The 13030-nt window shown below is 58.2% G+C and carries 13 protein-coding genes; 12 read left to right on the plus strand and 1 reads right to left on the minus strand.

Annotated elements, in window-relative coordinates:
* Window positions 1-44: 44 nt before the first annotated feature.
* The 11 genes from tgt to H9Q10_RS09745 all read left to right on the plus strand — a co-directional run bounded on the left by tgt (window position 45) and on the right by H9Q10_RS09745 (window position 10332).
* The gene (gene tgt / locus H9Q10_RS09695) at window positions 45-1160 is read left to right on the plus strand and encodes a tRNA guanosine(34) transglycosylase Tgt (RefSeq protein ID WP_197903776.1); all 1116 of its coding nucleotides are present in this window, start codon (window positions 45-47) and stop codon (window positions 1158-1160) included.
* A 116-nt stretch (window positions 1161-1276) separates the two neighbouring features.
* A complete protein-coding gene (locus H9Q10_RS09700; protein WP_197903778.1) occupies window positions 1277-1675 on the plus strand; it encodes a hypothetical protein in 399 nt (132 codons plus the stop codon).
* A 7-nt stretch (window positions 1676-1682) separates the two neighbouring features.
* The gene (locus H9Q10_RS09705) at window positions 1683-2147 is read left to right on the plus strand and encodes an Imm26 family immunity protein (protein WP_197903780.1); all 465 of its coding nucleotides are present in this window, start codon (window positions 1683-1685) and stop codon (window positions 2145-2147) included.
* 320 nt (window positions 2148-2467) lie between these two features.
* On the plus strand, window positions 2468-4051 hold the full coding sequence (locus H9Q10_RS09710) for a DUF4874 domain-containing protein (RefSeq protein WP_197903782.1): 1584 nt from the start codon (window positions 2468-2470) through the stop codon (window positions 4049-4051).
* Between the two features lie 175 nt (window positions 4052-4226).
* On the plus strand, window positions 4227-4877 hold the full coding sequence (locus H9Q10_RS09715) for a hypothetical protein (protein ID WP_197903784.1): 651 nt from the start codon (window positions 4227-4229) through the stop codon (window positions 4875-4877).
* Window positions 4878-4912: 35 nt separating this feature from the next.
* The gene (locus H9Q10_RS09720; RefSeq protein ID WP_197903786.1) at window positions 4913-5296 is read left to right on the plus strand and encodes a hypothetical protein; all 384 of its coding nucleotides are present in this window, start codon (window positions 4913-4915) and stop codon (window positions 5294-5296) included.
* Between the two features lie 127 nt (window positions 5297-5423).
* Window positions 5424-5885, plus strand: a complete 462-nt coding sequence (locus tag H9Q10_RS09725; RefSeq protein ID WP_197903787.1) for a hypothetical protein — start codon at window positions 5424-5426, stop codon at window positions 5883-5885.
* Window position 5886: 1 nt separating this feature from the next.
* A complete protein-coding gene (gene orn, locus H9Q10_RS09730) occupies window positions 5887-6471 on the plus strand; it encodes an oligoribonuclease (RefSeq protein ID WP_197903788.1) in 585 nt (194 codons plus the stop codon).
* Window positions 6472-6595: 124 nt separating this feature from the next.
* A complete protein-coding gene (locus H9Q10_RS09735) occupies window positions 6596-6991 on the plus strand; it encodes an energy transducer TonB (protein ID WP_197903789.1) in 396 nt (131 codons plus the stop codon).
* A 5-nt stretch (window positions 6992-6996) separates the two neighbouring features.
* A complete protein-coding gene (pgi, locus tag H9Q10_RS09740) occupies window positions 6997-8643 on the plus strand; it encodes a glucose-6-phosphate isomerase (RefSeq protein WP_197903790.1) in 1647 nt (548 codons plus the stop codon).
* Between the two features lie 459 nt (window positions 8644-9102).
* A complete protein-coding gene (locus H9Q10_RS09745) occupies window positions 9103-10332 on the plus strand; it encodes a sugar MFS transporter (RefSeq protein WP_197903791.1) in 1230 nt (409 codons plus the stop codon).
* Between the two features lie 76 nt (window positions 10333-10408).
* On the opposite strand, the gene H9Q10_RS09750 is transcribed toward H9Q10_RS09745, so the two are convergent.
* Window positions 10409-11215 carry a cytochrome C assembly family protein gene (locus H9Q10_RS09750; RefSeq protein WP_197903792.1) on the minus strand — a complete coding sequence of 269 codons (807 nt, stop codon included), beginning with the start codon at window positions 11213-11215 and terminating at the stop codon, window positions 10409-10411.
* Window positions 11216-11497: 282 nt separating this feature from the next.
* On the opposite strand from H9Q10_RS09750, the gene ffh reads away from it, so the two are divergent.
* Window positions 11498-12859, plus strand: coding sequence for a signal recognition particle protein (gene ffh / locus H9Q10_RS09755; RefSeq protein ID WP_197903793.1), 1362 nt, complete (start codon window positions 11498-11500; stop codon window positions 12857-12859).
* Window positions 12860-13030 lie beyond the last annotated feature (171 nt).

Raw genomic sequence — 13030 nt, forward strand, 5'->3', positions numbered from 1 at the left:
ATCCTTTATAATCCGCCGTTATCCTTAATCAAACCACGCCTCCCATGCTCAAATTCACCCTACACCACACAAACGGCCACGCCCGGCGCGGCACGCTCGAACTCAACCACGGCAGCATCGAAACCCCCGTGTTCATGCCCGTCGGCACCTACGGCTCGGTCAAAGCCATGACCCCGCAAAACCTGCACGACATCAAAGCGCAAATCATTTTAGGCAACACTTATCATTTATGGCTGCGCCCCGGCTTGGAAGTGATCGAACAATTCGGCGGCCTGCACGACTTCATCGGCTGGCACAAGCCAATCCTCACCGATTCCGGCGGCTTCCAAGTATTTTCCCTGTCCGACATGCGCAAACTCACTGAAGAAGGCTGCACCTTCAAAAGCCCGATCAACGGCGACAAACTCTTCCTCTCGCCCGAAATCTCCATGCACATCCAAACCGTGCTCAATTCCGACATCGCCATGCAGCTCGACGAATGCACCCCCGGCGAAGCCACCCGCGAAATGGCCGAGAAATCCATGCACATGAGCCTGCGCTGGGCCGAACGTAGCAAAAAAGCCTTTGAAGACCTGCGCAACCCCAACGCCCTGTTCGGCATCGTACAGGGCGCCATGTTTGAAGACCTGCGCGAAGAATCCCTGCGCGGCCTGGAAGAGCTCGACTTCCCCGGGCTGGCCATCGGCGGCCTCTCCGTGGGCGAACCCAAACCCGAAATGTACCGCATGCTGCGCGCCGTCGGCCCCATGCTGCCTGCGCACAAACCGCATTACCTGATGGGTGTCGGCACCCCCGAAGACCTCGTATACGGCGTGGCACACGGCATCGACATGTTCGACTGCGTGATGCCCACCCGCAACGCCCGCAACGGCTGGCTGTTCACCCGCTTCGGTGACATCAAAATCAAAAACGCCAAGCACAAACACGACACCCGAGCGCTCGACGAAACCTGCACCTGCTACGCCTGCACTCACTTCAGCCGCGCCTACCTCTACCACCTGCACCGCGCCGGCGAAATCCTCGGCGCCCAGCTCAACACCATCCACAACCTGCATTTCTACCAAACCATCATGGCCGAAATGCGCCAAGCCATCGAACAGGGCCAATTCGCCGACTGGCAGGCGCAATTCCACGAAAACAGGGCAAAGGGCACGGATTAAACGGCAAATGGCTACCTGAAAACTATTTTTCAGCCCCGGAAGCTTGCATTTCGGCTCCGCTCGTTTTCAGGTAGCCCGATAAAAATCAGACAACTCCTTATCAAACAGGCAGCACGATGGGAAACGAACAAGAGTATCTGGCCAAAATCAACGAGCTGTGCAGGCTGCCTTATGCCAAACGAGAACAAAAACATCAATGGTTGTTTAAGCTGGCAGACGAGCTGGAAGCCCTGCCGCCCTGCGACGGACGCAACCGTTTGCTGGGCAGGATTTATGCGGAACTATCCCATTATGAAACCGCTGCCGCCTATTTTTCCGCCATTGCCGACAAAAGCCGCAAAGACATCAAAAACCTGTTCGCGCAGCAGGAAGCCGCCAAGCGATTCGGCAGCAGCCATGCAGTGGCGCGCAATGCCGCCAAACGCAAAGCCCGGGCCATAGTGGAAGCCGTGCAGGAAAAACTGGCGGCGGCAATCACCGCTGCGGCGGAGCGGTGGTACAGAGACAAACACTGAGGAACCTATGCCCAAACCCCAAAAAATCCAATCCGGCGACATTTTCGCCGTCCCCTTGGCAGACAGCCGCTTCGGCATCGCCCAAGTCGTGTTTTCCCATTACAGCAGGCTGGTGATGGGCGTGCTGGCGGTTGGGCAAAACCAAACGCTACCTGAAAACACACGCTACCTGCTGCCGATGAACTGGGCGGAGAAAATGCGCCAGCCCGTGCTGTTTACCGGCAATCACCTGCTCAAAGACGGCACATGGCCGGTTATCGGGCACCGCCCCTTAGACGAAGCCGCCCGGCAGCATTTCTATTTCGTCATCTTCGTCATCGCCAACACCCTGCACCGCTATCCCGACTGCATGCTGCCCAAGCACAGCGTCCGCAAAATCAGCCACGGAGAGCGCGGCAACTGGAATACGCAATACATCTGCTCGGTGTACGGCATTGCCGACTTTTTGGCAACGGGCGGATACGCTGCCTAAGTACGGCCTGCATTCCGTATTTAACCTATTGAAGCCCATATTTTTCAGGTAGCCTTCTTCAGTTCAAAGAGGCTACCTGAAAAATATGGGCTGCAATCAAATCATCCCCGTGAGTAAACGAAGCAGGCACATAACCCGGCAGCACAACAGCTTACCCGCCCGCCCATTTCCGGCTTATCCAGCTAAGCGGCTCTGACTATTCATGTTTTACAAATTTTTTAGTTTTTTGACAATCCACGCTTCGGCATAGTAGGATTAACAAGTTTCACAGCATTCATTTAGAAAATGCCTTTATTGCCAATATTTAGGAAATCGTCATCATGAACAAAACCTTACTTTCCACCCTGATTTGCGCCATGGCCTTCTCACTATCGGCCTGTAACGACAAAGACAAATCCAACTCCTCAACTCAGCAGGCCAGCCAGCCAGCAGCCAATCAAACAGAGGGCACGGTTAAAATCAACACACCCGGAGGCACCGGCCAAAATCAGTATATCGGCAGCGTAGAAACGGGTAACGGCAATACAAACAACAATGCCAACAACGGCAACGGCGACAACGGCGACAACGGCAACAATGGCAACCACACTGCCAACAACGGCAACGACAATAGCGGAAACAACAGCGGCAACAATCCCAGCGACAACACCAACGAAAACAATCATGTGAAAACCGTTTCCCTGAAAGAAGCAGCCGGTGATGTGCCCGGCTACGGCCGCGGCTTCTACCGTTACGGCAAAGACCCCGCCAAAATTACCGATGCCGATTTGGAAAGGGCCTACCGCGACGGCTACCGCCTGATGTATATGCCCGCAGATTTATCCCAATGGCGCAATCAGGATTTGCCCCTGTCTTATCTGAACGCACTGGACCAGGGTTTGGCTAAAATGAAAAACGTAAACGCCATTTTGCGCTTCTCCTACGATTACACCGCAGCCGGCCAAGATACCAATCTGGCGCAGGTTCAACGCCATATCGAACAGCTGCGCCCCATTTTGGCCAAAAACCGCGACAATATCTATGTGTGGCAGGCCGGCTTCATCGGCGCATGGGGCGAGTGGCATTCCTCCTCCAACAAATTGAATACCGACCAAAATAAAGCCGAAGTATTCAGAGCCCTGCTCAACGCCAACAACAACGGCATCCATGCCAAACTCCAGCTGCGCTACCCCAGCGACCTGATGAACTTCCAGCGCAACAGCAGCCTACCGCAGGGCGCAGCTTCCACCGGCCTGCATAACGACTGCTTCATGGCCGGCACGCACGACATCGGCACCTATTCCCCGCGCGGCGGATACTCCCCTGAAACCTTGCGTAGCTTCGCCCGCGACAACACCGTGCACCACATCTTCGGCGGCGAAACCTGCAAACCGCAAGCCGGAGCGCGCACCAGCTGTGCCGACATCCTGCGGGAAGGCCCCGAATACCATGTGTCGTATCTGAACTACGACTATCACAAAACCTTCATCGGTAATTGGGAGTCCGGCTCCTGCATGACAGAAGTCCGCAAGCGGATGGGCTACCGCTATGTGGTGGAAGAGCTCAGCGCCTATCCCGACAAACAAAACGGCAACATCATCCATTGGTCGGCCAAAATCGCCAACCGCGGCTGGGCCAACGCGCCCGATTGGGGCTATAAACTCTACCTCGTGGTGAACGGCGAAAAAATCGTGCTGAACAACAGCTTCTCCGTGCAGCCCGGCACCGCGCAAAGTTTCAGTGGCACCTTCGCCAAAAACCGGCTCAACGGCCAAGCCCCGATCCTACTGATCGACACTGAAGACGCCAACTATGCCGGCCCGCACCCGCTGCAATTTGCCAACGCCGACGATGCCTACGCACAAAAAGCACCGGAAGGCCCGTTCAGCACCGGCCTAGCGCTCAAATGGCTGTTGTCGATTTAAACCGGCCCAGCCAACACAGCGGGGAAACTCCAAACAGGGTTTTCCTGCTGTTTGTTTTACTGGGTAGCAGCAGCAAGTTGAGTCGCTAAGCTCAATATTTTTAGATTTTGTCTGCTTTGTTGGGTCTTATCCCAAGTTAGCTTATCTGTTTCAAGCTTAGAAAGGGCTTTTTGCCATGAGTAAACTGATTTTATCCGTCCTCCCTATTCTTTTAACGGCAGCCTGCAATAATGGTGCTACTTCTCATGCTGCTGGCAGCAATACCCAATCTACACAACCCTCCACACAGCACTCCTCTTCCCCAATAGGGGGAAAAACCACAGACTGGACGCCACTGTTTCAATATTTAGAAACTAAGGGTTGTGGACACGCTTCTCCCGAGCTAAATACTCTGCTGAAAAGCCTATACGATTGGAAAATAGACGATCACGGTACAGCTGATTTCGGAGATGATAGAGTAGATATTCACTCCCTGAAAACACCCATTCCACCCAAAGGTTTTGAGCATGTTGTTGGTCAAAAAATTTCCTATTTTATCAAGGGAGATACCCATACATTAAGTTTGCCGATTCAGGGAACGTATCACGGTATTCCTGTTAAAGCATTGGAACGTTATGGCTTGGAAAGTTCAGCAGTTTCTGGTGCATATTTGATACTGGATATGCCGTTATCCGAAGCGCAAGCAAAATTACATAATGTGCGTTATGCAATACCAACATTTCAAGATGAAGAAGAAGGAATGGGCTTGTTTGAACCAAAAGATTTCCAAGCAAGCCTTGAGACGAACAACAACGGCGAAACTGCACTATTTTGTGTTTATTTTTAATATACTGCCTATCAATTTTCAGGTAGCCTTCACCCATGAACCCCCGCCAAATCAGCACCGCCGACTGCCTGCTCATCCGCATGGAAACCGCCCGCCGCCGCATCGCGCTCCACTTCGCCGAAATCTACCACCTCGAATCAGGCGCCTTCGTGCCTAATGTTTGCCTCAGCATTGCCGATTGGCAGCAGTTTGCCGGCACCGCCTTCCGCCGCCGCGGGCCGCTCTCCGGCGATGGGGATTACGCCAGCATCCCGTTTGAGCGCATCGAACCGTTTGAATCGGTGCAAAGCTGGCAATGGCAGGGCAGCACGCTCACCCTGGCCGGCTTCGGCAAGCATTCCGGCAGCTGGCTGAGTTATTCGTTCGCGCACCCCGTGGTGCGGGTGGAGCCGCAATCATCTGGCAGCCTGTCGTTATAGCTTCGCGGAAATCCACCTCGCTCGTTTTAACTTTGTTGAAACTGCGCTTTCAGGTAGCCTGCCCCACCCAAGAGGCTACCTGAAAATAAGCAAGGCGAGTTTCTGCGAAGCCAAAACACGAGCCGCAATGAAATCGAAACATCACAACCCACATCAAACCCGCCCGCATTTTTCAGGTAGCCGCAAGCCCCGTGTGGCAAAATCCCCCCGCCGCCGATACAATGCCACACCTTTCCAACCCTTTCCCAGGCAAGAGCAAACCGTGTCCCGCTTCCCCGCCGCCCTACTGCTCGCCGCCGCGCTGGCCGGCTGCGATGCCGCCAATCCGGCCCAGCAAGCCGCCAGCCAAGCGCAGGAAATTGCCGCCGCACTCCAGCCCCAGCTCGGCAGCGAACCGCAGGTGATGGTGAACACCCTCAACGGCGAAAAATCGCAAGTCATCGTCATCTTCGATCCCGAATCCGTGCACGGCAAAACCGCATCCGAAGTGCAGGGCATCATCCATTCCGCCGTACAGCAGCAGCTCGGCCGCGAGCCCGCCGAACTCAATATCCTGCCCAACACCGCCTCACAACCACAAGGAAAATAACATGGCCAAACAGCCCAACCCCACCAACCTCTGCTGGCTCGATATGGAAATGACCGGCCTCAACCCCGAGCACGACCGCATCATCGAAGCCGCCGCCGTCATCACCGATGCCGATTTAAACATCCTCGCCCAATCCGAATCCTACGCCATCCACCAAAGCGACGAGCTGCTAAACGGCATGGACGCCTGGAACACCGCCACCCACGCGCGCACCGGCCTCACCCAGCGCGTGAAAGCATCCACTCTCAGCGAAGCCGAAGTGGAGCAACGCCTGCTCGACTTCATCGCCCCCTGGATACCCCAAGGCACCAGCCCACTCTGCGGCAACACCATACACCAAGACCGCCGCTTCATGCTGCGCTACATGCCCCGCCTCGAAGCCTGGTTCCACTACCGCAACCTCGACGTCTCCACCCTCAAAGAGCTCGCCCGCCGCTGGCACCCCGCCGCCTACCGCGGTTTCAGCAAAAAAGGCGCCCACCAGGCCCTCGACGACATCCTCGAAAGCATCGAAGAGCTGCGCCACTACCGCCAAACCTTCCTGCGCCTGCCCGAAGCCAAAGAAACCAACCAAGAGGCTACCTGAAAACGCAGAGCAGCTTCTGCAAAGCCGGAACAGCCCGCCCGTTTGAGTTTCGTTGAGCCTGCATTTTCAGGTAGCCTCGCATGTTTTCAGGTAGCCCCTCCTACCCGTCCATACAAAGAAAACCATGATCCGTAAAATCCTCTTTCCCGCACTCGCTGCGCTGCTGCTGGCCGCCTGCGCCGCCAAGCCATCGTATGAACCGGCCATGCTCATCCACTCCGTGAAGCCGGCCTACCCGCCGCAGTATGAAGAAGAAGGCATCACCGGCAGCACCACGGTGCAGATGCGTATCGACACCCAAGGCAAAGTCAGAGCCGTGCGGGTGCTCTCCGCCACCCACCCCTTGTTCGCCCGCTCCGCCGAGCGTGCCGCCTGGCAATACCGCTTCACCCCGGCCAAACAAAACGGGCAGCCGGTGGAATCCATCATCACCCAAGCTTTTAGATTCAAAATGGCGGCAGAAACCCCCGGCCATTCCAAACCCGCCCAGCCGCCCAGCCCACCCCTGCCCAAACGCTAACCGCCATGTCCCCCACCGCCCTCCCCGCCTGGCAAGCCCTGGCCGAACACCAGCGCGCCACCGCCCACCTCCACCTGCGCGAGCGCTTCGCCGCCGAGCCCGACCGTTTCCAACGCATGCACACCAAGCTAAACGGCCTGCTGCTCGACTACAGCAAAAACCGCATCGGCGAAGACACCCTCGAGCTGCTCTGCCGCCTGGCCGACGAATCTGGCGCCGCCGATTTGCGCCGCCAAATGTATGCCGGCGGCAAAATCAACCTCAGCGAGAACCGCGCCGTGCTGCACACCGCCCTGAGGCTACCTGAAAACGCCCCGCCCGTATTCGTGGACGACCTCAACATCGTGCCCCAAGTGCATGCCGAACTCAACCGCGCCCTCGATTTCGCCACCCGCCTGCAAAACGGCACACACCTAGGCTGCACTGGCGCCCCCATCCGCGACGTGGTGAACATCGGCATCGGCGGTTCGGATTTGGGCCCGCGCATGGTGGCGCAAGCCCTCGCGCCCTACCGGCAAAACCTCAACGTGCACTTCGCCGCCAATCTCGACAGCGCCGATTTGGATGCCATCCTGCACCGCGTAGAGCCCAGCACCACACTCTTCATCATCGCCAGCAAATCCTTCCGCACCCCCGAAACCCTGCTCAACGCCCACGCCGCGCGCCGCTGGTTTCTGCAATCCGGCCGCAGCGAAGCCGACATCGCACAGCATTTCGCCGCCGTGTCGGCCAATGTGGAGGCGGCCGCCGAATTCGGCATTGCCCCGCAAAACGTGTTTGCCATGTTTGATTGGGTGGGTGGGCGCTATTCCGTGTGGTCGGCCATCGGCCTGCCCGTGATGTGCGCCGTCGGCAGCGAAAATTTCCGCGACTTCCTGCGCGGCGGCCGCGCCATGGACGAGCATTTCCTGAACACACCGTGGCGGCACAACATCCCCGCCCTGCTCGCCCTCATCGGTATCTGGCAGCAAAACTTCTGCGGCAGCGCCAGCCACATCGTCATCCCCTACAGCCACGGCCTGCGCCGCCTGCCCGCCCACCTCCAGCAGCTCGACATGGAAAGCAACGGCAAAAACTGCCGCCGCGACGGCAGCCCCGCCGATTGCGCCACCGGCGCCGCCATCTGGGGCGAAGCCGGCGTCAACTGCCAGCACGCCTTCTTCCAGCTCATCCACCAAGGCACGCAGGTGATTCCCGTGGATTTCATCGTGCCCCTGCTCGGCGAAGAAGAAGACGACGGCCGCCACCTCCGGCTGGTGGCCAACGCCTTTGCCCAAGCCGAAGCCCTGATGCGCGGCAAAAGCGAGGCCGAAGCCCGTGCCGAGTTGGCACACCAAGGCCTGCCGGAAAGCGAACAGACCGCCCTCGCCGGCCAGCGCAGCTTCAGCGGCAACCGCCCCAGCAACACCATCCTCGTGGAGCGCATCACGCCCTACACCCTCGGCATGATCCTCGCCATGTATGAGCACAAAGTATTCATGCAGGGCGCCATATGGGGCATCAACTCCTTCGACCAATGGGGCGTGGAATACGGCAAAGTGCTGGCGCAAACCATCCTGCCCGAGCTGCAAGGCGCCCCCGCCGCCCGCCACGACGCCTCCACCGCCGCCCTGATCGAGCGCTACCGGCAGGCAGCGGCAAAACAGCCGTAAACCCGCACGGCCAAATCAGGCTACCTGAAAGCGCAAGCTTCAACGCAGTGGACCGATGTCTTGCAGAGCAAGGCTGAGTTTCTGCGAAGCTAAAATGCCAGCTTCAGCGCAGGTAGCAATACCGCCTGCCAAAGCAAACCTGCGGTTTGCCTGCCCTGTTTCCAGGCCATCCGCATTTTCAGGTAGCCCCTGCCGCTCAAACCATCCATAAAGGCTACCTGAAAAATAAAAAGCTGCCTGAAAGCGCATCTGCAACGGAGCCAAACTCAGCTTCGATCATTTTCAGGTAGCCTTTTTTCCAAAACCCCCGATATCGGATTAGCATACTTTCGATATCAGGCGGCGAGCCGCAGATAGTACACACGTACAGCAAGGCGAGCCAACGCCGTAGCGAAAGTTAAGTTAATTCGCTATATAATCCCCGCCGTTTGCTTACTCACCCTAATTCAAGAGAACCTTATGACCGCATCCACCCAACCCCGCACCCCATCCGGCGGCAACACGCTCGCGCTTTCCGTGGTGGGCGCCCTGTTTTTCATGCTGGGCTTCATCACCTGCCTCAACGACATCCTCATCCCGCACCTCAAAGCCATCTTCCAGCTAAACTACACCCAGGCCATGCTGGTGCAGTTTTGCTTCTTCACCGCCTATGCCGTGATGTCCATCCCCATGAGCCGGCTGGTGGAAAAAATGGGCTATAAAGCCGGCATCATCGGCGGCTTCCTGATTGCCGCGCTCGGCTGCCTGCTGTTTTACCCCGCCGCCGCCAGCGCGTCTTACCCCATCTTCTTGGGTGCGCTGTTTATCCTCGCTTCCGGCATCGTGCTGCTGCAAGTGGCGGGCAACCCCTACGTTACCCTGCTCGCGCCCAAGGGCAAAGAATCGGTGATGCTCACGCTGATTCAGGCCTTCAACTCGCTGGCCACCACCGTGGCCCCGCCGATCGGCGCCGCACTGATTTTTGTGGATGCCGCCGCCAGCCAGGCCGAACGCATCTCTTCCGTGCAGCTGCCCTATCTGGGCTTGGCCGGCTTTATGGTGCTGCTTTCCGTGCTGATCGGGCTGATTAGGCTGCCCGATGCGCGCCGAATCGCCGCCGAGCAAACCGAAGCCGCACACGACGGCAAAACCAGCGTGTGGCAATACAAACACATGGTGCTGGGCGCCATCGGCATTTTCTGCTACGTGGGCGCGGAAGTGGCCATCGGTTCGCTGATGGTGAACGTGCTCGAGCACACCGCCGGCCTCACCCACAACCAGGCCGCAGGCTATCTCTCCATCTATTGGGGCGGCGCCATGGTGGGCCGCTTCATCGGCGCCGGCCTGATGAACAAAATCGCGCCCAACCGATACTTAGGCTTCAACGCCACCATGGCCGTTTTGCTGCTGCTGGCGGCGATTGCCGCAGGCGGCGGCATGGTCACGCAGTGGTCGCTCTTGCTGGTGGGCTTTTTCAACTCCATCATGTTCCCCACCATTTTCTCCTTAGGCACCAAAGGCCTGGGCAAATTCACCGGCGCCGCCTCCGGCATTATCTCCACCGCCATCGTGGGCGGCGCGCTGGTGCCCGTGGCGCAGGGCTTCATCATCGACCACGTCGGCCTGATGATTTCCTACCTCGTGCCCGCCGCATGCTATGTGTATATCCTGTTCTTCGCCCTCAAAGGCTATAAGGCAGATGAAGCCTAGGGCTTGCCGATAAGGGCACAGGCACAACAAAGGCTACCTGAAAATATTTTTCAGGTAGCCTTTTCCGCTGCAAAGTTCACACCCGATGCAGCAACACCTGCAACACAAACTTGCTGCCCACATAAGCCAGCATCAGGCACACAAAGCCCGCCAGGCTCCACAGCGCCGCCGTGCGCCCGCGCCAGCGGCGGGTGCGGTGCAGCAGCAGGATGGCCGCATACACCATCCAGGAAAGCACCCCAAACACACTCTTATGCGTGAGCGAAAGCGGCTTGCCGAAAATCTCCGGCGAAAACAGCAGCCCACCGCCCACTGACACCGTAAGAAGCGCAAAGCCCGCCAACATGCTCTGAAACATCAGCTTTTCCAAGCTCAACAGCGGCGGCAGGAAAGACACCAGCGGCGAAATGCGGTGCGCACGCAGGCGGCGGTTCAGCAGCAAAATCAGCAGCGAGAGCAATGCCGCCAAGCCAAACAAACTGTAGGAAAGCAGCGCCGAAGCCACATGCAGCGCAAACGCCGGATTGCCCACCGCATAGCCCGCGCCCGGCTGCGGCCACAGCGCCGCCGCCAGCATGGAAAGCGCGGCAAAGGGATAAAGCAGCAGTTGCAGCCCCTTGAGCGAATAGAAAAAGCTGCCGCACCAATACAGCAGCAGCATGAGCCAGGTGAGCAGGCTCAGCGCATAGCCGATGCCGCTGGGGAAACGCCCGTCCAGCAGCGGCTGCCACACAGCCACCGCATGTGCCGGCAGCGCCGCCGCCAACACCAGCAGCTCCGCCTTAAGCGGGTAATCCCCACCTCCGCCGCGCCGCCCAAACCACCAGGCAAACCCGCCCAACCCGCCATACAGCAGCCCGAGCAACACAAACAATCCGGCCATCTCGTTTCCATTCCGCGCGCAGCCCTGCCGGTTTCCCCTCACAGGAAGCAGCCGCCGCGCATATAGTGTAAAATGCCGCGATTTTAGCAAACTTTGCGGCAGATAGCGGCTACCTGAAACAGGCCGCCGGCCAGCACCGGCTTCGGCGCAGCAGAGCGATGCCTTAACACAGCCAAAGCTGAGTTTCCGCGCAGCCAAATCCGCCGCCCCTTCCGAATAAACACCCCTCAATCAGCAGGGGAAACCGCGCCAACCGCCGCGTTTCCCCGCATAAGGAACAATATGTTAGACAACCTATCCGGCCGCCTCAGCCAGTGGGCCAAGAAAATGCGCGGCCAGGCGCGCCTGACTGAAGACAACATCAAAGAAGCCCTGCGCGAAGTGCGCATGGCGCTCTTGGAAGCCGACGTGGCGCTGCCCGTGGTGAAAGACTTTATGGCCGGCGTGAAAGAACGCGCTGTCGGCCACGAAGTCATCGGCAGCCTCACGCCCGGCCAGGCCTTTATCGGCGTGGTAAACCAAGCCCTCACCGAGCTGATGGGCACGCAAAACAGCAACCTGAACCTGGCTGCCGTGCCGCCTGCCGTGGTGCTGATGGCCGGCCTGCAGGGTGCGGGCAAAACCACCACCGTGGGCAAGCTCGCCCGCCTGCTCAAAGAAGAACAGCGCAAGAAAGTGCTGGTGGTGTCGGCCGACGTATACCGCCCAGCCGCCATCGAGCAGCTGCGCCTGCTGGCCGAACAAGTGGGCGTGGATTTCTTCCCCTCCGACACCTCCCAGCAGCCCGTAGCCATTGCCCAGGCCGCACTCGATTACGCCAAAAAGCATTTCTACGACGTGTTGATGGTGGATACCGCCGGCCGTTTGGCGGTAGACGAAGCCATGATGGCCGAAATCCGGGCGCTGCATGAAGCCGTAAACCCGGTAGAAACCCTGTTTGTGGTCGATGCCATGCTCGGCCAGGATGCCGTGAACACCGCGCAGGCCTTCAACGAAACCCTGCCGCTCACCGGTGTCATCCTCACCAAAATGGACGGCGACGCGCGCGGCGGTGCGGCGCTTTCCGTGCGCCATGTTACCGGCAAGCCGATTAAGTTTATCGGTACCGGCGAGAAAGTGGGCGGCATCGAGCCCTTCCACCCCGACCGTATCGCCGGCCGCATCCTCGGCATGGGCGACGTGCTCACCCTGATTGAAGACGTGCAAAAAGGCATCGATCAGGAAACAGCCGAGCGCATGGCCAAAAAGCTGCACAAAGGCAAAGGCTTCGACCTCAACGACTTCCGCGCCCAAATCCAGCAGATGCGCAATATGGGCGGCATCCAGTCGCTCATGTCCAAGCTGCCCGGCGAAATGGGGCAGCTCTCCGCGCAAATCCCCGAAGGCGAAGCCGAAAAAGCCATGGGCAAAGTGGAAGCCATCATCAATTCCATGACCCCGAAAGAGCGCGCCAACCCCGCCCTGCTCAAAGCCAGCCGCAAACGCCGCATCGCCGCCGGCTCCGGCACCAGCGTGCAGGAAGTGAACAAAATGCTCAAACAGTTCGAGCAGTCGCAGAAAGTGATGAAAATGTTCGGCGGCAAAGGCATGGGCAAACTCATGCGCATGGCGCAGGGCATGAAAGGCATGTTCCCCGGGCGCTAACACCCTTTAAAGAAACAAAGAAAGGCTACCTGAAACCATTTTTCAGGTAGCCTTTTCACGTCTCATCATCCCAATTAATGAAATATAGCCATAACCCTGCCTGCACCACTTTCAGACAGCCTCCCTCCAGCTTATAATCAGGCTACCTGAAACCCTATCCATTCATATAGA

The sequence above is a fragment of the Eikenella glucosivorans genome (assembly GCF_016025525.2).
Lineage (GTDB): Bacteria > Pseudomonadota > Gammaproteobacteria > Burkholderiales > Neisseriaceae > Eikenella > Eikenella glucosivorans.